Source organism: Brevibacillus sp. 7WMA2 (genome assembly GCF_010748895.1).
Classification (GTDB): Bacteria; Bacillota; Bacilli; order Brevibacillales; family Brevibacillaceae; genus Brevibacillus_B; species Brevibacillus_B halotolerans.
The window spans coordinates 460,079-480,795 of record NZ_CP048799.1; the positions used below are offsets into that span (position 1 = coordinate 460,079).

A 20,717-nucleotide genomic window follows, 5' to 3' on the forward strand; every position below is an offset into this window, starting at 1 on the left:
TACAGGGGATATAGCAAGCCACGAGAATGTGGCTTCGCTATATCCTTCCTAAAAGAGTCAAAATACATGGAAAAGACAGAATAGCTTTATACAATGATAGGGAAAGTGGATGAGGGGGCAAAGGTTATGTTTTTGCATGGCACAAGTCGCATCAATGAAAAAGGGCATCTTGAAATTGGGGGATGTGATACTACCAAGCTAGTAGAGCAATATCAGACTCCATTGTACGTCTATGATGAAACATTAATTCGGGAAAAGTGCCGTGCTTTTGTAGAGGCCTTTCAGCAAAGCGGGTTTGCCTTCCAAGTAGCCTATGCCAGTAAAGCTTTTTGTACGATGGCAATGTGCAAGTTGATAGAAGAGGAAGGATTATCTCTGGATGTAGTTTCTGCTGGAGAATTATATACGGCATTGGCAGCAGGGTTCCCGGCAGAACGAATTCATTTCCACGGGAATAATAAAACCATGCAGGAGTTAATTATGGCTCTAGAAGCCAATATTGGCTGTTTTGTGGCTGATAATTTTTATGAATTAGAGATGCTGCATGACCTTGCCAAAGAACGTGGATTGATAGCTAATGTGTTGTTGCGTCTTACACCAGGCGTAGAAGCACACACTCATGAATATATATCCACTGGACAGCAGGACTCCAAATTTGGATTTGATATGATAAGCAATCAAGCGATGAAGGCGATTGAAGTAGCACAGGAAAGCCAAGCTTTGCATTTACTTGGTATCCATTGTCATATAGGCTCGCAAATTTTTGAAACGGATGGTTTTTTATTGGCTATTCAGCGGTTGACGGAATTTTTAGCAGATGTTAGACAGGAGTTAGGCTTTACCTGTCAGGTATTTAATGTCGGAGGCGGTTTTGGAATTCGCTATGTGGAAGGAGATACACCCCTTGTAGCAAAAGATTATATTGAAGCAATTGCAAATAGCGTTCGTACAGAATTTATCAAGCATAACTTGCCCTTCCCAGAAATTTGGATTGAACCTGGACGAAGCATTATTGGAGATGCTGGGACAACCTTGTATACCATTGGGGCAACGAAGGAAATTCCTAATGTCCGAAAATATGTTGCAATTGATGGGGGAATGACTGATAACCTGCGTCCGGCCTTGTATCAGGCTAAATATGAGGCCTGTGTGGCTAATCGCTTACATGAGCCTGCTACAGAATTGGTTTCGATAGCAGGTAAATGCTGTGAATCAGGCGATATGCTAATCTGGGACATTTGTCTATCCGCACATCAGCCAGGAGATATTTTAGCAGTTTCTAGTACCGGTGCTTATGGATATGCAATGGCAAATAACTATAATCGAATCACCCGCCCTGCTGTTGTATTTGTTAAGGACGGAGAGGCCGAATTGGTGGTCCAGCGTGAATCATTAATGGATCTGATTCGAAATGATCGCCTGTATACGAAGGTCTCTCTATAAAAAGGATGACAAAGTACCTCAAGGAAAAGAGATATCAGCTATTGAATCTCTTTTTTTGCTTTGTACAATGATAACTTGCTATTAGGAATTGAACAAGATAAGATAAAAGGGATAAAGACTGCTACGTTCTTTGAGCGGGTGGCTACTTATTTACCCTCTTGTAAGGGAATGGAAATATTGGAGGTATATACATATGAAAAAAGGTCAAATTACCCTAGAAAACGGCAATAAGGTTGTTATTGAATTCTTTGATAAAGAAGCTCCTGGCACCGTTGCAAACTTTGAAAAGCTAGCAAATGAAGGCTTTTACAATGGCCTAACCTTCCACCGTGTTATTCCAGGATTTGTTGCACAAGGCGGTTGCCCGCACGGAACAGGAACTGGCGGCCCTGGATACACAATCAAATGTGAAACACAAGGTAACCCACACAAACACGTTCGTGGTGCATTGTCGATGGCACATGCAGGTAAAGATACAGGCGGCAGCCAATTCTTTATCGGCTATGATGCATTCCCGCATCTAGACGGCGTTCATACTGTATTCGGACAAATTATCGAAGGCATGGAGCATGTGGACAAAATTCAGCAAGGCAATAAAATGACTGAAGTGAAGGTTTGGGAAGAATAGTTCCTAAATAGTCAAAAATGATTCCTCTAGTGAAGCATTAGCTCCACTAGGGGGTTTTTATTTATTTTCAAAGGATACCCCCCATATAAACACAAAATCCCCTTCCAGCATATAGCCAGAAGGGGGTAATTATTTTACTTCATTTGTTTATTCAATTCATCTTTCCATTCACGAAGAGTAGATTCAATCAATGCTTTAATTTCTTCATCGGTTACTTTAATTTTATTTCGAGTCATACTTGCAACAAAGTACTTAACAGCTTCATTGTATTTCTCTGACCCTTTTAAATGAATAAAGGCTTGTTCCGCATATTGTACAGCACGTAATGCATGTTCTTTTTTAATCTTACCTTTGAGAAACGTAACCAAATAAAAAATAGCCCATGTTCCTACTGCTAACAGTAGAAAATGAGCTACATCCAATACGATTTTACCTAATAAAATACTCATTTCATCATACTCCTTTTTACATTATTGCTTTCTTATTTAACTTCTTTCAGAACGTATTCAACTGCTCGATCAATAAAAGAAATTACCTCAGCACGAGTAGCTGGTTTATCTGGATGTAGATTACCTTTCTCATCTCCAAGTACAATGCCTTTCTCATACAAACGATCAGCAGGATCAGAAACCCATTTCATCTTTTCAGGAATATCTTTAAAGTATTTTGACATGATATATACCACCTTTTCTTTTGTTATAGTTGTTGTATTTTTGGGAGTGTCACCGTGTAATGCTTTTCCAACTTTCTCTTTAAACAAAGCCCACTCATCAGGATTGTTTACAAACCATCTATGACAATCCTTCCAGCCAACAACTTCTTTGTGTAACCTCAGATCATTTTCAGTTAGGTTATAACGTTTCAATAGCGGTACGCAAAATTCTAAGAGAGATTGATATGTTTCAAATGTCATCTTTCCACTCATATCTATATGGTTGCATTCAATTCCAATCGTGCAGTTATTCGGATATGTACTTTCTTCACGCTGTTGACGCATCTCTTCGCGTTGTTGGCCAGCAATCGTAGTTAGCTTGGTAATGTTTTCAGTCATGGTCATAGCAGCATTAAAAAGCTTCTCACTTTGTTTAATACTTATGTTAATATCTCGGATATCTTCTTTTGTCTCTTCTTTGAATGAATTGAGTTCTCTGTGTAGACTTTCAATTTTTACTTCTAAAACTTGATTACTGGACATGGTAATAGTCCCTTTCAACGTAGAGTTATATGAAACATGTACATATTGACTAACCTCCTTTCCAACGAATAAGAGTAGATTTGTGAGGCTTTTGAGTCCATTTTTAAAAAACCACCTTTCTTGTTTTGAAAAAACAAAAAAATTATTTAATCCAATATTTTTTATTGTTATTTACAAAAAAATACAATAAAGTTAGAATTAAGTTAAGATTGATAAAGGAATCGATGTGATTATTCATAAAGTATGGAAGGGGATTAGCATGAGGGTAAATCTAACTTTCACAACATTGGGGGAACTGATAAAAGAAAAAAGAACAGAAATGGGAATTAGCTTATCGGAATTAGGGAGAATGACAGGGATTAGTAAAGGGGTTTTATCGAAGATTGAAAATGATGAAACGAAGCGACCTGAGCTAAGAACAATCAAGCCTCTAGTCGATACATTAAAACTACCCTATGAAAACATTGTAGAACTTTATGTAGAGATTGGTCAGCGTTTTGATGTTCTATGTGAGTTGATATTAGAAGCAATTGAACTAAGAAATGCAAAATTAGTTTCTGCAATTGTTCGAAAGCTACTCGAATCTCCACATGAAAACACCCACAAATCACTAGAACGACTTTACAAGGTAGCCAATTCAATAGTCAATACAGAAATGAAGATAGCTATATTCACACCAGTTATTATGTATGCCAGAGAACGTGGAATTCCCCTTTACATAGCAAAAGGATTATATCAACAATATCTCATCGAGAGAGAAGATTTAAAGCGTTTGGAAGAATCCTTCAGAATGGGAGAAGAGATAGCTCACTACGTTGATTTTTTGTCTCATGAAGAACAGTTAGTTTATTATTACCGCATGACTTTACACGCTTACAATATAAAAAAATATGAAAAATGTATTGATATGGGGAAAAGAGGATTTAAAATTGATCAAACTATACATGAACTAAAGCAAAGAGCTGCTTATGTTGTAATTAATTCTTATATTCTCTTAAACGAATTTGCAAGTGCGGAAGAACTTTTATATGTGTCAGAAAAGTCAAACCATAATTTTATTATTGAACGTTCGAAATTTATACGTGCCAACATATACTTTGGCAAAGGCGAATATAACGTGGCAATCCCAATTCTTCAAGAATGTTTGTCGGAAGCAACGGAAGATACAAGAGTTCACATTATGAACGATTTGTTGGAATCATACATTAACTTAGACGATATGAACTCGGTACAAAAATTTTTAGAAGCAGAAGAGGATTCACTTTGTTTTAATGTAAAAACACCTCATAAACATCGTGAACTGGGAAGGTTTTTTAAGCTGAAAGGAATCTGGCAAGTCAAGATGGGAAAATATGATTGTGCTATCCAATCTTACTTAAGAAGTATTCACTCTTATGAACAGATTAGTGCAAACGAAGATATTAACCAATGCATAGGAGAGATTTTCTCTCTTCATTTTGAGCTTCAACAGTCAATTGAATTAAATCTGCTAGAAAAACTTGTTAATGTTTATAATGCTATTAATAAGCCAATTAAAGGAAAGGTGGTAATTTAATGAAAAAGTTTGTATTAACCGCTTCTGTTCTTTTACTATCTTTATCGTTATCAACTCCTTTTTTGTCTGTAGATAAGCCTATTGAAAAAAGATTATTCTCAACAAACACTTTCAAACCATATACTGGCGATGGGGGACATTGATGACGTTAGACTATTTGGTGTAGGACGCCTTATTTTGGCGTTCTTTTTTATTTTAGTATCCTTGTAGAAATAAGTCGAAGATTGTAAAACGTTTTTAGCAGATATAAACGAATGCTGTAAAAGAAACATATGGTAAAGTTATACATATAAGGAGAAAGGAGGTAATCATATTGCTTCAAAAGTTTAAATTTAAATAAAGAAGGGCGTGCTTGTTAGTTTACCGACCACCAGAACGCCCCCGTCATGAATAACAAAAAATGTTATTCGAGTCAATTGTATCACTTAAATAAGGAAAGAGAAATGCAAAATTCTCAACTAGAACAAGATTTACAGAAACATTTTGATCTGCTACGTCAAGGATTAGAGATGTTGTATTACAAAGAAGGCTCATTTTTACATCCAGAAGTATTGCAGATGACCCAACAACTAGATGAGTACATCGTTGCATTTCAAAAAACAATAATTAATTTCAAGAAAAGCATTTTTGCTAGGTTAAAAAGATAAGTGCATTCCAAACCTTTTACTTCTTGTAATACCATTTTTTGTTGTAATATAATTAAAATGGAGGTTTTTAAATGTTTAAAAAAGTATTGCCTGTAATGTTTACTCTTTCTATGATAGCTACGGGAGTTGTATCTGCGAATGAGCCGACTCAATCACAAAGTCACACAAAACTTCCGCAAGTACAATCTAATGCCACGTATTATTACTGGAAAATAATCGGCACTGAGAACCTTGGCAAAGTGACAAAAGGTGATTGGATAGTGGACTATATCGGCTATCCAGCAAAAGGTGCAGGAGAGGTGGATTCGTTTTCTATTTCTACTTCTTACTCTCACTCAGTAAGTGGATCAATTCAAGTTGGGAATGATATTATATCAGCTACTGTTGGATATGAAATAGGGGACGAGGTGCAACTAACAGTACAGAAGGCATCAAGACCGCTTGCTAAAGGAGAATATGTTAAAGCTAGTTACAGAAAAACTTATCTACGTACGCTTATAGATCAACAACAGTACTTCTATGATTTAGGGAACACATATCCTCAAAACAAATATGCAAAGGGTTATGCAGACGAGGCAATTAAGCCTGAAATTAAACTAGATTATTATAAAACGAATGCATCACTTACACCAGAAGAGGAAAAACCTTACTTTACCGAAATTTTTGAGTACGTTAATGGAGAGTATGTAAAAGTTTCTGAACAAACCCATTAATGGTACACTTTGGAGGGTGCATATGAAGACAACAGGATTAATTATAACTTCGTTAGGACTGATTGGACTCTCGCTAGTATTAGGAATAGCAAAGTTAACCATGTATGTTGACAAAATGATTGGTAGTTACCACCCAGATTGGACAAAATATTTAGAAATGGGCACGATACTTCCTGTAATTATTGTCTTAGTTATAGGAGTTGTTTGCTTATTTATTAAACAAAAATGAACATTATGAATTAAGGGTAATGAGCTATTATTTGCCTTGGAAATGTCTTTTATATTTAATTGAATCTCCCCCCAATGGGGCGGCTCATTCTGAATACTGTGATGTAAGACCGCTAAAGCTTCTCAGGCTCGTAGGCGGTCTTACTTTTTTTCATTTATTAAATCTCATCCTACAAAATAAATACATAGCCAGCATCTGCATCATATTTTAAATTCCTCACCGTAATCCTTGCATGTATGTCACAAATCCTTCTTACCCTTACTGTAACAGTAGCTGGAATTTGTACATCCCGATATCCTCTAACCTTGATTTCTGCATGTAAAAATCCTGAGTTAACTTGAATACTACAAGGGAAATCTCTAACATGTCGAATAAACATTTGGCTAGTGAAAAACTTCCTTAATGGAATAACAACTGAGCCACTGAGTGCATCACTTTCTCGTTGTCGAACAATTAATGAACATGCAAGATCACGATTTCTTTCCCTTTTCTCAATACTCAAGGTAGCTGGCAAACTCTTTACATAAGCAACTTTAATGTTTGAACGTAATTCTTTATTGCGTGCTTTTTTCTCAATGCGGAGATTGGAGAATAACTGTTGATACTCAGCTACACGTACAGTTAATGAAGCATCTAACTGACTCATACGTGACTTTTTCTCGATTGTTATAGTGGATTTGAGTCAATATCTTGGACACAATTAAGTTAAGTACTAGGATGCTTTTCTTTGCATGTCTTCTACTTCTTGAGGTGTTTTGTATCCTAGACTACCATGTATTCGGGTTCGGTTATACCAACCTTCTATATATGTAAAAAGCGCAAGCTTTGCGGATTCATAATCAATGTAAGTCACATGGTTTACTTCTTCTTTCTTCAGAATAGCATGGAACGATTCGATACAGGCATTGTCATAGGGACAGCCCTTTCTGCTACATGAGTGAACAATGTGAAGTTGCTTAACATATTGCGTGAAATCCTTGTTTGTATATTGGGCACCTAAATCAGTATGAAGCACCAAATCCCTTGTGGGTTTTTGAGTATCATAGGCATTTTTAATGCATGCAAAACTACATCCACTGTCATATGACGTGAAAAAGAGTACCCAATGATTTTTTAGAATGTAGATAAAGAACGGATGCCAAATAACACCAACCATCCCGAAGAGTATGAATATACGTAATATCTGCTACCCATTTCTCGTTAATAGATGTTGGAGAGGAGTAAATTCTTTGATCCATTTGTAAATAGTGACTTCTGAAATACCATATTCGCTAGATAGTTCCTTTACAGAGTAACCAGAGTGATAAAGATCTACCACTGTTCTTTTAAAATCTTCATTGTATCTCTAGTTCGTTTTTTTGTGTTCCATCCGGACTCATCTCCTCTTGTTTTCATTTGTAAGGACTTAACTAAGAGGTGTCCATGAAACTATACTAACTCCAGATTGTAGAACAACATGGGTTAAAAATGATCAAACTCTTTATTTATAAATGCCAAACCTAAATCTGATAGAGAATAATTCATTTTAATTAATCTTTTTTAAATGGATTCTTTTTATTTATCGTAAAATATGGATTTGTGGATGTTTTTAATCGAACATTATTTCAAAGCTACAAATATGCTAAAAACCACTTTCCGTTACCGTTACTGGAAAGTGGTTTTTTCATGAAACAAAGCTAATGTATCTTTTGCACCTGCTATGGCATCTAATAATGATTTACCTAATTGATCCGTTACTGACACGATATCTTCTTCATCTGTTGGTGTATTTAAAATCGCGAAAATATCAGGGCTTGGTTGTTGGATTTGTTTGAGTAAACGTAAAATGGCATTAATTGAGTAATGGGCACTTCTTAAACTACGAATAACTCGTAGCTGCTCAAGTTCTCTTTCACCATATGCTCGGTAACCATTGTCCAGTCTCGGTACGGTAATGAGTCCGTTACGTTCCCAATTTCGTACAGCTTCAGATGTAATATCTAGAAGCAGTGCCACTTCCGTTCGAGAATAAGTGCGTGTACTAACAGTAGGATCTTCTCTCAACCATTTCTCAACAACTTTTGTAGCAGACAAGGCATGAACATATTCGCGTTCTAAATTGGTGAGATAGTCTATTGTTAGTTCTTCAGCCTTCGCAAAATTTTCTTGTCCGCAAGTATATACAATTGCACGAGCTCTTTTCCGAATATCTCCTTGTACAATTTCACACCGAAAGAGCGTCCGTGCGACCATTAACTGAAATAAATGGATGTCTGAATAAATACGATAGCCATTTGCTTGTCTTGGTACAGGGGAGATAAAGCACCATTCCTCATAAATGCGTACAGTGTTTGGGTGTACCCCAACAAGTGTTGCGATTTCTTTTGTTTTGTACACCCGACACACCTACTTCCATTTAAAGAATTTAATCGATCCACATAATCCGATTACAATGCATAGAGCTAAAATCACGATATGGAATAGACCATCTGTTAGTGGCTCTCCTGTACTTGCCTGCTTTAATAAGTGAATACCATGAGAAAGTGGCAAAATATCCATCACCCATTGGAAGAATCGAGGCATGGCTTCATACGGAATCGTTGCTCCCGAAAACAGTAACATCGTGAAGTAAGCAACAGAGCTCCAAACATTTGCTGACTTTTGGTCAGGTACTAAGCTTCCAATGAAAATCCCGATACTATACATCGCTATAATGACAAAAGTGTATGTCAGAAGGAATATCCCCCAGGAGCCCTTTAGTTCATAATCAAATAATAAATGATAAACAAGTGTGACACCAATAAATGATACAAGTGCTGAAGAAAGCTGAATCAGTCCTTGGGCAAATAGAATTTGGAGAGGTGACACAGGTGTCACTTGGAATCGCTTTAAAATCCCTCGGTGACGGTAATCTGCAATGGTCAGTGGTACACCCATAACTCCTGTTGCTAGTACACCAATCGTAATTACAGATGCGTACGATAATTCAAAGTTGGAAGCACCAGCTAATCCGTCCTTACTCAGAAAATAACCAAATAGGGTAGCTAATATAATAGGGAAGCAGATCCCAAAAATGAGAATATCAATGCCCTTCCAAACGAGCTTGCCCTCAATTTTTAAAAAGGTTAGAAATGTACTCATACCCAGTCCTCCTCGCCTGCAAAATATAGGTACGCGTCTTCTAGTGTGGCTTTCTCACTTGCACGGATTGCTTCTTGGATCGTGCCATATAAGACCGTTTTGCCTTCTTTTAAAATTAAAATTTTATCACATAACGCCTCAACCTCGTCCATGTAGTGTGATGTTAGAACAATTGCCAGCCCTTTTTCTTTCATCGCTAAAAGCTGTTTCCAAAGCATACGTCGAGCCTTTGTATCTAATCCTGTTGTGAGCTCATCTAGGAAAACAAGCTTAGGAATTGAAATTAATGCCAGCAGCACCGCTAAGCGTTGACGTTCACCCCCTGAAAGAGATTTCACAAGTTGAGTTTCCTTCCCAACTAGACCAAATGTTTGTAAGAGTAGAGGCACATCAGCAGTTTGTTTATAAAGCGACTCCCACTGCTCGCATGCCTCACGCACCGTTAATCCATCTTGGAAATTTGTTTCTTGAAACTGTACACCCACCTCTTGATAGACTTCCTTGCGATGGAGAATTGGTGACTTTCCGAGCATTGTGAGCTCTTCGTAATTACTCTTTTCAATACCAAGCACTGCTGCAATAGTAGAGGATTTCCCTGCACCGTTTGCCCCAAGTAAGCCAATTACTTCCCCAGGCTTGATGCTAAAACTAATGTTGTGGACAGCTTCTTTAGTACCGTATGTGACCGATAAGTTTTTGACGGTTAAGATCATATTTGTTCCCTCCTATATAAGACTTAGTAAGCTACTATATCAAAGAGTGGTGGGGGTGGTGTCTTATTGGAGGCTTTTATAAATGTGGATTTTGAATAAAGTATGATAATTATTTGTTCCAGGACGATCTTCAGCAATCGGGCGCGATTGTGGAACAACACAGGTAGAAAATGATCAAACTTTTTTATAAAACCGAAACCTAAATATGCCAGAAAAGAATCTATTTTGATCAATCTTGATATGCTCCCCCTAGGTAGACAGATAAAAAATAAAATCTGTTTATCTAAGTAAGATTTTGGTGAAAAAAGAAAGGGTATTTAAAGACGTGGAACGAAATAACAATAAAAATAGGGTGTTTTGACCAGAGAAAGGGGAAATTTTATGTTAGAGCTAATACAGGTTGTGACTTATTCCAACGATAAAAAGAAAATTCTTGAAAAAGAACCTCTTCCCAAAATAGGTTTTAATAGTGTAATGGAAGTAGCTAAATATCTTTATTTAGAAGAGGAGCTTGATTTAAAACATTGCATAGATGAACATCTGGTTTCAGAAGATTGGTTTGAGCATGGCGATGATTTTTTTAATGAAACTGGTTATAAATATACGAAACATTATTATTTCATTAATAACTTCCAAGAAATAAAGGATATTAGTTTGAAAGCAGCAATGGAAATAGTAGATGCATTATATTTGATAGAAGAACACACCCGCAAAATAAAAAATGAGGTTTATGACGTTGAAAAGAGATTTGCAGATGATGCGTATTTAGATAATATCAAATATTTAATCGATATTATTAAAATTAAGAAGAATGTTCTTTTGCGATATGGCTATTCTCAAACGAAAACAGCTGAAATGATGAAGGGTTTATATTATAACACGAATAATTTCGGGAGATAAGCAATGACATTGATATTTTAAATATTATCAAAGGCTAAAGAGCAAAGGGTATTTACTATTCAAGAGGGCACGATATTTCCTGTAATGATTGTTTTAGTTATAGGAATTGCTTGCTTATTCATTAAACAAAAATAAATATCAGAATGAAAGGCAATGAGTTATTATGCACCTTGGAATTTGTCTATTAGATACAATAGATTGTCTCCCAAAGGGCGACTCAAACGTTAGAAATGAGAATGATCTCCGTAGTCTGTAAGATTAAAGGAGGTCATTTTTTTAGGCAAGCAGCTGTATTATATTTTTAGATTTCTCGCTGTAAATCCCGCATAAATATTATCAATTTCCATATTTGTATTACTAGTCGAGGGTTACAATTAATAGATGAAAACTCTAACCTCCTTAGAGGGTTAAAAGGAGAACGATTGTGATGAAAAAATGTAATACTTCATTTGTATTATCTTTACTAGCAAATATAGGATTTATACTATTTATAATCGCAGATTTTTCCTTTAGTTTCGGAAAGGTTTACTGGTTACAGTGGGGATTACTTTTAAATTTTTTGATAATGGTTTACTTTATTTCTCTTATGTTTACTTTTTATGAATTTGTTAAGGGGGTATGTAATAACTCCTTTATTGGTGGTCTTACTCTGAATATTTTAGGATTTATTCTATACTTGATGTATACGAGTAGTTTATAGGGATTAAATAATCTGGATGGACAAACTCTCATTATTGTTAACAAGAACTATACATACCACATAAGATCACAGGCTAACACTACTGAGGAGGAGAAGATGCCTTTATTTAGGTATGAAAAATTCTTACATAATTATAGCCAGTATCTGCATCATATTGTAGGTTCCTCACTGTAATCCTCGCTTGTATATCAATAATCCTTCTTACCCTTACCTTATCTGGAATTTTTTTGCATTCCAATATCCTCTAACCTTGATTTCCTTCATTTACATTTCCTGAGTAGACTTAAATACTACAAGAGAATTCTATACCATGTCGAATAAACTTCCTTGTAGGAAAAACTATAGATAAAACATTTGATAGTGATTGAAATGAAAGAACCAGAAAAACTATCCATACATCTTCAGGGAAAATATATGCAAATATAAATATTATCCTTCGATACATCTAGTTCTATCAAAAACGAACATTATATGATCAGTAAGGGACAGCGAGCCTTCCATACGATTCATTCATCATCTCTTTTTTGCTACTCATTTGTCATATGGAACCACTTATATAAGAAAATTAAATATGAAAAGTTTCCATGTTATATTTGATTTATGGAGTGGAGGGTGCATATGCAAATCAAATTAATCATCGATGAGAATGTAAAGGAAACAGAAATCCATATTCATACAAATGCGTATACAAATGAAATTGAACAAATTATGAGGTATTTTGAGTCTTCTAACACAGAAGTAATTGATGGTTATTTACAACAGCAAATCTATATGTTGAAAATTACAGATATTTACTTTATTTATTCAGAAGGGACAAAGGTTTATTTTTCAACAGATGAGGATGAATATGAATCAAAGCGCAAATTATATGAGCTGGAAGATTTGTTAAAAAAGAACTTTGTCCGTGTCAATAAATCAACGCTCGTAAATGTGTCTAAGATTTTCTCTATGAAGATGGAGAAATTAGGTATGATGCAGCTTGTGATGGACAATGGATCAACAGCTCATGTTAGTCGTATGTATTTAAAGTTACTGAAGAAGCGGCTAGGAATTGGGAGGGATACGTAATGAAAAAAATAATCCAATCTTCATTAATAGGGGCCCTTATTGGGTTAAGCACTTCTTATATCATTATGACAATTGTTTTATTACAAAATCCAACCAGAGTAATGAATGGGCAAGAGCTTTTGGTGGAGTTTCTTTTGGCTGTATTTCTAGGAGTGGGTTGTGGTCTTATCACGCTTATTTTTTACTCTGATCGTTGGCCATTTGTGGTAAATCTATCGATACATTATGTTGTGGTCTTACTACTTGTACTTATTTGTGGTGCAATTGGAGAGTGGTATGAAAATCCAGCTGAGAATCCAGTCAGGTTTCTTATGTTTATTGTGATTCAATTCATTATTTATATTCTTGTCTGGGTGGGGGTATATTGGATGGATTCAAAAGAAATAAAAAAAATTAACAATCAGTTAAAGAGGAAATAATCCCAAATCATATCGTAATAAAAAGAATGCAGAAAAAGAAATTATTCGATGCCTTTAGTTGAAAACCGTAATTATAGATTCGCAGCTAAAAAATCAAATGAATGATGAAAAGTCAGCCATAGAATTTCTAAGGGCTGACTTTTCTTTTCGAGAAGAGGGGTCTCTTAAGTAAAGTTACTGCTCTTCCTAATAATTTTCCTTAAGACGTTGTCAGGTGTTTGTTAAGTGGTACTTCTATACCTTCGTCAATAAAGACCATATCGTGGAAATTGATAAAACTCATTGTATTTCTAATCCAATAGAGATTAGGTTCAATTTTAAACAAATGGGTGGCAGGTTGATCATCAAAAGTGATAATAAAATGCTCAACAATACGGCTGACAGTAAAGCATGTTTGATAGTCATCAGTGAGCTGATACGTACCTTCTATGCTATCTGTCGTGTTTATTCCCATGATAGTAGGGTGTTTTGGTGCTATAGGTTTTTCTCTGTTTTGAGGAAAGGTTAAAAATGATAATATTTGTTGTTCATACATAGGGCTTATCTCTTCATTTGTTAAAAGAATGATTATTTTTTCATTTGGTAAAGAATATAAGCAATGGGCGGAGTATCCGATCTCCCCACCAGAGTGACCAAAAGAGTCGTCTTGAATTACGAATCCGTAGCCATAATTGTTAGATAAAGAGGAAGGAGTTAAAGCACTTTTTACCAATTCGGGGGATACCAGTTTTCCTTGAATAAATCCCTTTAAAAACTGAGCAATTTCCTTTGCTGTAGAGTAAATGCCACCATCACCATAGAAGCCCGCATGTTTATCAACGTAATGCAAGATAGGATCGTCTGTTACAGCAATATATTTTCGATTAGTATAATCGAAAAGCCTTCCGACAGCAATTTGTTCAGCGCTTGGTTTCGTAGTTGTATGTGTAAGATGAAGAGGGGCTACAATCATCTTATGTAGACAATCTTCATATGAAAGTTTGCTTACATCCTCAATGATTTTTGCTAATAATACATAGTTTGTATTGGAATAAAACGATCCGCATCCTGTAGGGAAGTATGGCTCTTTAGTATGTAAGATTTCTTCAATGACTGTTACTGAAGGGTTACCTATATATTCTGGGATGCCTGATGTATGTGTTAATAATTGTTCAATAGTTACATTTTTATAGGTAATCGTGTTAAACCATTTCGTCAGTTTATCTTCAAGATTAATAGCTTTTGTTTCTAGTAATTGCAATATCATTACGGCGGTATACATTTTACTTAAAGAAGCAATATCGAACAGTGTATGTTCCGTAATAGAGATGTAATTATCTATATCTTTATAACCTAATGTAAGGCTAAGGCTTTCGTTATTTCTTGTCTCTATATAAAGAGAACCGTTAAATTGTAATTTTTGTAACGTAGGATAAATAGTATTGTACATATTTTAGTCTCCTTATTATATTAGTTACCTAACATATTTGGCGTGAGGAAATCACAAGAACTCTTTCATGGCGATTTCCTGTAATTTTTTTGTAATTCGTTCCAATTCATTAAGCTCTGAAATCGTCAATTTAGAAAATAAACGATCAGCCACAGCTCGTTCTACATACTCCTGCTTGTGGAAATATTCCCAACCGTTTTTATCTAATGTAATAAATATTTCACGACGATTATCTGGATTAATAGTACGATGGATTAACTGATTTTTCTCCATTTTGGAGATAAGCTGACTTACTGCACTAGAGCTAACGTTCATTTCTATAGCAATTTCACCTACAGATATTTTTTTAGCATAATAGACAATATCTAACAGCACAGCTTGTTGTGTTGTGATAGAACTAGCTAGATGTTTTTTGTAATATTTATAAATCAATCGATTGATTGCATAATCGGCTTCATTAATTTGTTTTACTTGCGTGTACAAATCCAAACAGATCATCCTTTAATATGTTAGTTAACTAATATATTAGAGGATGATTTAAAAAAAGTCAATTTTCTGTAATTGTAAAATATAAAAAAGAAATCTCTTTTAATGAAGGATAAGGGCAAGTAATTGGGAGTAGAAGTCACATTCGGTAAAAAAGAGCCAGGAACCTTTCTATGACCTGGGGATGTATCCATTTATGTCTACAAACATGGTTCCTTACATTGTATAAGAAATATAGCTGATGGAATCCTGATTCAACAAATTCTCTGTTTCTAATAACAACCTGCCTATATCTAAACTTTATAGATTCAATAGCTGACAAACCCAAAAAAGGGCTTATTCTATTATCAAAAGTAGGTATACATCCAAACCCATTTATTAGGGTCAGCATATCTTTAAAGGGTAAGATATAAAGGAGGTATGTAAAATGAGGCGTCGTAAGCGAGAATATTGTGAATGTTGCTGTCCCCCTACGCATAGAAAATATGATCATCCTATGGATTACAGAGATTGGGATGTCGATCCAGATCCACCTAGAGGGGGCTTCAGAGGCAGAAGGTTTGACGGTCGGAGAGGCTTCCGCGAATCCCCTTTCTTCCGACGTGAATTTGAATCCCCTTTCTTCCGTGGTGAATTTTTCGAATCACCGTTTTTCTTCTTTTAAGACATGTAGGAGCCAAATATATAGAGTCCATGTTCATCCCGAAAGGAGGACTCTATATATTCATTTATATTAGTGGTGTTTCACTTCATATCATTGTCTTCATTCTATTTTTTATCTATAGGAATAGTATATAGGCTAGAAAGGATGCTGATTGAGCAATCCAGAAAACTTATTCGAAAAATGAAACTACCCGTCTCCATATGTATATGGAAAATAGGTAGTTTCGATCCCATTATCTATCTAAGTAATAATGATGTTTATCTACGTGTTACAATTGGTTTCTATAAGCCAGCGAGTATAAAAGGCTAAGCTGACGTACGCCTGCTGTGTTTGTTACATACGACATAGGGGGATTACCTTCCATTCCACTATGAAAATCCCGCCCTAATACTTATAAATATCAGAATCAACATCAATGGTTACAGTGTTATTGTTGTCGCGGGTTACTTTTGCGTGATCCTCCTGAGGGATTGAAAATTTATTGTTAGGAACAGGGGTGCCATCGACTTTAATATTTGAATAGATGGCTCGATTTTTCCCCGTATTATCATTGGATACCACAGTAGAAAGTAGCTTCCAATTCGAGATTTGAGGTATGTTCAATTTGTCTGCAGATTCAATGATGGTGATGGTTTTTGTATCGCCAGGTGTAGTGCATGTCCGCTCGCTGCAAATTGTGGTACCGTCCAGTTTCAAGCGAACCTTTCCATTGTAGTTATACCACAAATAGAGGTTTACATCGGAACCTGACTTATATGCATTTCGATACTGTCCTTCTTTGTAGTTTGGATCGAAAATATCGCTTTTATAGGCTGTCCAAGCAGTGGCAGACGTTTTTTGCTTTACGATGATAATAGGTTTCCAGCCGGTCTCTGTTTGCGATTGACCAACATTGGTATAGTAGCTTAAGCCCATATCCGCTACCCATGAACCGATTGCTCCGCTTGTATTTGCCAGATAGAAAAAACCACCATAATTGTATGCTGCCACTTTTTTATCAACCATCGAATCTTGCGGGAGGGTAAGCTTGGTACTTAAATAGGTTCCACTTTGCGTGATTTCTTGCTTTCCCCCAACGCCATCTGCTATAAAATCAGATGCTATCCCTTGTAATTGAGATTGTTTGGAGGAGAGGGCCTCTGCTTTTTGGTTATCTGAATCAAGGATAATTAATTCAGGATTTGCAGAAGAGGCTTCTTCATATACATAAGATACTCCGTCCTCAAAGGCAATATAGCTGTATGTAGTATCTAATGCCTCAGCCCGTAAGCTGTTTTTTTTGTTCTTTTTTTCCTGAGAAATGGATTCCTTAGCTCTTTCAATCATTTCATTGATTTTAGAATCAGAAATGGTACTTGTTTCCTCATGTACAACCCCAACGCTTTTTTCATTTGTGCCTTTCCATTCTCTGAAGTCATCTGCTGCGGCAAATGCGGAAAATGACGAAAGGGGGAGGCTAAGAAGACAAATCATGGTTGTGACTAGGTTAGCTTTTTTCAAAAACTTCAACTCCTAACATAAATTTGTTTACAAAGACAATATATTACAAATATTCGAAAAACAAAATATATTTTATTGCTATCTAATGAATTTTTATTATATAAAATAATTTCTTAAAAAATGATTGACAGTAACCTTTAAAGATTACTATAATACTAACAAATCAAACAAATGTAAAAGTTGTGATGAGGACAAGTAGAAGATAAGAAAGAATGATAGAGAGCCGTCCCATAGTGCTGAAAGGATGGTCGTTGTTTCCCTTTGAATATCACCTCGGAGCTTTGTTAACGAACGATGAATGTATCGAGTAGGTAACAACGGAATGTCCACCGTTAAAAGGAGCTAAGTCTATGTTATTTTAGACTTGATAAGTGTCTGCTTTTCGTGAGGAAGGCGGAAAGCTGAGTGGTACCGCGAAACTCTCGTCTCTGCAATCAAAATGTAAGTTGATTGTGGAGACGAGAGTTTTTCATTTTAATTTCATAAATAAAAAGCATTGATGAGGAGAAGTAGGGAAAAGATTAATGTGCAGAGAGCTGTCCCATGGCTGAAAGGATGGTCATTACACCTTTTTTTGAATATCACCTTAGAGCTTTGTTCCTGAAAGGACATCTGCCAATTGTCAGAGTAGGGAGCAACGGAAAATCACCGTTATCTGATGAAAGTCCTTATAGACTTGCAGAGTCTGTTTTTCGCGAGAAGACAGAAAGCTGAGTGGTACCGCGTATATCTTCGCCTCAGTAACCAAAGTAAGGTGTTTTAGATGAAACACTTGCTTGGTTGCTGAGGTGTTTTTTATTGTAAATAAAAGAAGGAGTTGAGCTGGACAGCCTTTTCATTTCAAAGTTGATTACCAAAATACATCATTTCATTAAGGGGCCCGTTGTATTTGAAAGCAGAGTACAAGCCATTTTTTGGATCGTAGCACTTTTAATTCCTAGTATTCGGGGTTGTAAACTTATGTTTAGACAGGAGGGTGCACAATGGAAATTGAGATTCAAGTTACCGTCAGAATCGATCCAGTTCATCTAGAAAATGAATCATAGTGAGGAGAATTAATATGCAGAGGCTATCAAGAAAAGATTTACTGTTAGTAAGCTTTATGATGTTTTCTTTATTTTTTGGAGCAGGAAATTTAATCTTTCCCCCTTTCTTAGGACAGTCAGCGGGAACTAACTTTTGGCAAGCAATGAGCGGTTTTATCATCTCTGCTGTTGGACTACCTATCTTGGGAGTTGTTGCCGTAGCAAAATCTGATGGTTTGCACAATTTGGCCAAACGAGTACACCCTGTTTTTGCTTTTATCTTCACTCTTCTTATCTATTTATCAATTGGTCCTTTCCTAGGTATTCCGCGTAATGGAAGCTTAGCCTTTGAAATGGGAGTGGCTCCTTTTTTACCAGTAGAATGGCAACAAACTAGCTGGGTGCTCTTTCTCTATACACTAGTGTACTTTTCGATTGCTTTTTGGCTTTGTTTAAATCCAGCTAAGCTCTCTGATCGATTTGGTAAAGTGCTAACGCCATCGTTATTGATTTTACTTACAGGTATTTTCATTTATAGCTTATTCAAGCCGCTGGGGTCTTTTACTAGTCCAATTGAAAGTTATATACAAACACCGTATTTCAATGGGTTTTTGGATGGGTATTTAACGATGGATACAATTGCGGCACTTAATTTTGGAATTGTCATTTCAGTAACTCTGAAGCAAAAGGGAATTAAAGAGAAAAAATCATTGATTGCAACTACTGTCTATGCAGGATTAATTGCTGGGGCGATTCTAGTTTCGATCTATGTTCTACTTGGTTACCTTGGAGCGGCTAGCACCTCTATGTTTGGAGTGACCGAGAATGGAGCCCAAACGTTAACGAATGTGGTGTTATATTTATTTGGTAAACCTGGGGTAATACTACTGGGTCTTGTATTTTCATTGGCATGCCTAACTACATCGGTTGGACTTATCACTTCATGCAGTCAATACTTTACATCGCTTGTACCGAGAGTTTCATACAAGATGTGGGTGAGTATACTTGCACTAACTAGTATGTTCTTTGCTAACATGGGCTTAAGTGGAATTTTATCAATTTCTGTGCCGATCTTGTCTGCCATCTATCCATTAGCTATTGCTTTAATTGTATTGTCCTTTACGAATGACGTACTAAAAGGCGATTCCATTGTCTACACATGCAGCATGCTGCTTGTTGGAATTGTTAGTGTTGCTGATGCATTGGGTCAGGTAGGAATTCATTCTCTAGCTGTTGACCGTGTGCTGAGTTATTTGCCGCTGCATGAAAAAGGACTTGGCTGGGTTGTCCCAGGAATCGTAGGTGCGCTGATTGGATATGTAATTTCGTTTATAAAAAAGAAAAACACCAGCTTAGCTCCCCAGACTACAGAATGATCATTTCAAAAAAACAATTCCAGTCCCGCAGTGGACGGGGTTGTTTTTTTGTTTTGAATGAATAAATGGATAAAAAATATACCGAGGGAAAAGAGGGAAGTTTTAATAAATATACAATTATCTAATTATTTTTTTAGTATAATTTAACATAATACTTGCAGGATTATCCAATTTGAAGTTAAATTATAGTAAAACAACAAATTACTAGTACGAAAAAAGCATTTTTTAAAATAAAAGCATTTCTGTTTAGAATTTTTAAAATTTGGTTTTTATTTAGAAGGGAAAAATTATGGTTGTTCAAGGTACGTTTTGCATCTGGCGAAAGCCATTCATGGATGAATGTGTCAGTAGGATTGTTTAGAAAGGTGTTGGGAGAGTTTGAAGGAAAATCAAAATTCGTTTATTTCATTATGTCCCGTTTCATCAAGAGATAAAAATATTATTTTCAATCTCATGCCTCTATATTTACATGATTTATCGGCCTACACCAATAATCTTACAGTCGATCGGCAAGGCAGATTTGTATATGAGAATCTGGACCTTTACTGGGAAAGGGAGGCTCTGCAGCCATATCTCATTAAATCTGCGGAGGATATCGTCGGCTTTCTGCTGCTCAATCGACCACCATTTGCCCCAACGGGTACAGATTTTTATGTGAATGAGCTGTTTATTCTTACTTATTACCGGAGAAAAGGGTTCGCTAGAAAGGCATTAAAGCAATGTTTTACAGACAATCCTGGGAACTATATGGTCGTGCAGATGATTAAAAACAAACCAGCGATTTCATTCTGGCATCGATTGTATGAGGAGGAAGGGATTATCTTTGAGGAGAGGCAAGATGTTTTACAAGATGAACCGTGCTTACTACAAAAATTCACAATCTAATTTACGATTTGGGAAGGTGGCT

At 36.0% G+C, this 20,717-nt stretch carries 22 protein-coding genes, 1 pseudogene and 2 other annotated features; of the genes and pseudogenes, 12 read left to right on the forward strand and 11 right to left on the reverse strand.

Annotated elements, in window-relative coordinates:
• Positions 1-126 precede the first annotated feature (126 nt).
• Positions 127-1,443, forward strand: coding sequence for a diaminopimelate decarboxylase (gene lysA, locus GOP56_RS01930; RefSeq protein WP_163244349.1), 1,317 nt, complete (start codon positions 127-129; stop codon positions 1,441-1,443).
• Positions 1,444-1,636: 193 nt separating this feature from the next.
• Positions 1,637-2,071 carry a peptidylprolyl isomerase gene (locus GOP56_RS01935; protein WP_003337789.1) on the forward strand — a complete coding sequence of 145 codons (435 nt, stop codon included), beginning with the start codon at positions 1,637-1,639 and terminating at the stop codon, positions 2,069-2,071.
• Between the two features lie 134 nt (positions 2,072-2,205).
• Here GOP56_RS01935 and GOP56_RS01940 read toward each other — a convergent pair whose 3' ends face one another.
• Complete coding sequence (locus GOP56_RS01940; protein ID WP_163244350.1) at positions 2,206-2,520, reverse strand: phage holin, LLH family; 315 nt, start codon at positions 2,518-2,520, stop codon at positions 2,206-2,208.
• A gap of 32 nt (positions 2,521-2,552) precedes the next feature.
• Positions 2,553-3,266, reverse strand: a complete 714-nt coding sequence (locus tag GOP56_RS01945) for an S-layer homology domain-containing protein (RefSeq protein ID WP_254068564.1) — start codon at positions 3,264-3,266, stop codon at positions 2,553-2,555.
• A gap of 259 nt (positions 3,267-3,525) precedes the next feature.
• Here GOP56_RS01945 and GOP56_RS01955 point away from each other — a divergent pair, with 259 nt between their 5' ends.
• From GOP56_RS01955 to GOP56_RS01975, 5 genes are all read left to right on the forward strand, one after another.
• Positions 3,526-4,821, forward strand: a complete 1,296-nt coding sequence (locus GOP56_RS01955) for a helix-turn-helix domain-containing protein (RefSeq protein ID WP_163244351.1) — start codon at positions 3,526-3,528, stop codon at positions 4,819-4,821.
• Positions 4,821-4,964 (forward strand): hypothetical protein, encoded by a 144-nt coding sequence (locus GOP56_RS01960; RefSeq protein WP_163244352.1) that lies wholly within the window; start codon positions 4,821-4,823, stop codon positions 4,962-4,964. The genes GOP56_RS01955 and GOP56_RS01960 overlap by 1 nt, the downstream gene beginning before the upstream one ends.
• A gap of 300 nt (positions 4,965-5,264) precedes the next feature.
• Positions 5,265-5,468, forward strand: coding sequence for an aspartyl-phosphate phosphatase Spo0E family protein (locus GOP56_RS01965; protein WP_096887388.1), 204 nt, complete (start codon positions 5,265-5,267; stop codon positions 5,466-5,468).
• A gap of 71 nt (positions 5,469-5,539) precedes the next feature.
• Positions 5,540-6,181: a hypothetical protein gene (locus tag GOP56_RS01970; protein ID WP_096887387.1), complete on the forward strand. Its 642-nt coding sequence runs from the start codon at positions 5,540-5,542 to the stop codon at positions 6,179-6,181.
• Between the two features lie 22 nt (positions 6,182-6,203).
• Entirely contained in the window at positions 6,204-6,410 is a 207-nt protein-coding gene (locus GOP56_RS01975) for a hypothetical protein (protein WP_022586223.1), read from the forward strand.
• 169 nt (positions 6,411-6,579) lie between these two features.
• Here GOP56_RS01975 and GOP56_RS23660 read toward each other — a convergent pair whose 3' ends face one another.
• From GOP56_RS23660 to GOP56_RS02000, 6 genes and pseudogenes are all read right to left on the reverse strand, one after another.
• Entirely contained in the window at positions 6,580-7,056 is a 477-nt protein-coding gene (locus GOP56_RS23660; RefSeq protein WP_254068566.1) for a hypothetical protein, read from the reverse strand.
• A gap of 66 nt (positions 7,057-7,122) precedes the next feature.
• A pseudogene (locus GOP56_RS01985) lies at positions 7,123-7,627 on the reverse strand (IS3 family transposase); the annotation flags it as partial.
• Positions 7,597-7,728: a helix-turn-helix domain-containing protein gene (locus GOP56_RS24295; RefSeq protein WP_003341928.1), complete on the reverse strand. Its 132-nt coding sequence runs from the start codon at positions 7,726-7,728 to the stop codon at positions 7,597-7,599. The pseudogene GOP56_RS01985 and the gene GOP56_RS24295, both read right to left, overlap by 31 nt.
• A 326-nt stretch (positions 7,729-8,054) precedes the next feature.
• Positions 8,055-8,786 (reverse strand): MerR family transcriptional regulator, encoded by a 732-nt coding sequence (locus tag GOP56_RS01990; protein WP_003338444.1) that lies wholly within the window; start codon positions 8,784-8,786, stop codon positions 8,055-8,057.
• A gap of 9 nt (positions 8,787-8,795) precedes the next feature.
• A complete protein-coding gene (locus GOP56_RS01995; protein ID WP_003341926.1) occupies positions 8,796-9,530 on the reverse strand; it encodes an ABC transporter permease in 735 nt (244 codons plus the stop codon).
• Complete coding sequence (locus tag GOP56_RS02000; protein WP_163244353.1) at positions 9,527-10,243, reverse strand: ABC transporter ATP-binding protein; 717 nt, start codon at positions 10,241-10,243, stop codon at positions 9,527-9,529. Before GOP56_RS02000 ends, GOP56_RS01995 begins: the two co-directional genes overlap by 4 nt.
• A 381-nt stretch (positions 10,244-10,624) precedes the next feature.
• Here GOP56_RS02000 and GOP56_RS02005 point away from each other — a divergent pair, with 381 nt between their 5' ends.
• From GOP56_RS02005 to GOP56_RS02015, 3 genes are all read left to right on the forward strand, one after another.
• Positions 10,625-11,143, forward strand: coding sequence for a hypothetical protein (locus GOP56_RS02005; RefSeq protein ID WP_101668000.1), 519 nt, complete (start codon positions 10,625-10,627; stop codon positions 11,141-11,143).
• A 1,318-nt stretch (positions 11,144-12,461) separates the two neighbouring features.
• Positions 12,462-12,911 carry a LytTR family DNA-binding domain-containing protein gene (locus GOP56_RS02010; protein ID WP_163244354.1) on the forward strand — a complete coding sequence of 150 codons (450 nt, stop codon included), beginning with the start codon at positions 12,462-12,464 and terminating at the stop codon, positions 12,909-12,911.
• Positions 12,911-13,330 (forward strand): DUF3021 domain-containing protein, encoded by a 420-nt coding sequence (locus tag GOP56_RS02015; RefSeq protein ID WP_163244355.1) that lies wholly within the window; start codon positions 12,911-12,913, stop codon positions 13,328-13,330. The genes GOP56_RS02010 and GOP56_RS02015 overlap by 1 nt, the downstream gene beginning before the upstream one ends.
• Positions 13,331-13,529: 199 nt before the next feature.
• On the opposite strand, the gene GOP56_RS02020 is transcribed toward GOP56_RS02015, so the two are convergent.
• The 3 genes from GOP56_RS02020 to GOP56_RS02030 form a co-directional block, all read right to left on the reverse strand.
• Positions 13,530-14,759 carry a serine hydrolase domain-containing protein gene (locus tag GOP56_RS02020; RefSeq protein WP_163244356.1) on the reverse strand — a complete coding sequence of 410 codons (1,230 nt, stop codon included), beginning with the start codon at positions 14,757-14,759 and terminating at the stop codon, positions 13,530-13,532.
• Between the two features lie 51 nt (positions 14,760-14,810).
• Positions 14,811-15,248, reverse strand: coding sequence for a MarR family winged helix-turn-helix transcriptional regulator (locus GOP56_RS02025; RefSeq protein WP_163244357.1), 438 nt, complete (start codon positions 15,246-15,248; stop codon positions 14,811-14,813).
• 1,045 nt (positions 15,249-16,293) lie between these two features.
• On the reverse strand, positions 16,294-17,409 hold the full coding sequence (locus tag GOP56_RS02030) for a YrpD family protein (RefSeq protein ID WP_163244358.1): 1,116 nt from the start codon (positions 17,407-17,409) through the stop codon (positions 16,294-16,296).
• A 173-nt stretch (positions 17,410-17,582) separates the two neighbouring features.
• Positions 17,583-17,842: a binding site (T-box leader), on the forward strand.
• Positions 17,843-17,896: 54 nt separating this feature from the next.
• Positions 17,897-18,152: a binding site (T-box leader), on the forward strand.
• A 317-nt stretch (positions 18,153-18,469) separates the two neighbouring features.
• On the opposite strand from GOP56_RS02030, the gene brnQ reads away from it, so the two are divergent.
• A complete protein-coding gene (gene brnQ / locus GOP56_RS02035; RefSeq protein WP_163244359.1) occupies positions 18,470-19,810 on the forward strand; it encodes a branched-chain amino acid transport system II carrier protein in 1,341 nt (446 codons plus the stop codon).
• A gap of 378 nt (positions 19,811-20,188) precedes the next feature.
• Entirely contained in the window at positions 20,189-20,695 is a 507-nt protein-coding gene (locus GOP56_RS02045) for a GNAT family N-acetyltransferase (RefSeq protein WP_163244361.1), read from the forward strand.
• Positions 20,696-20,717 lie beyond the last annotated feature (22 nt).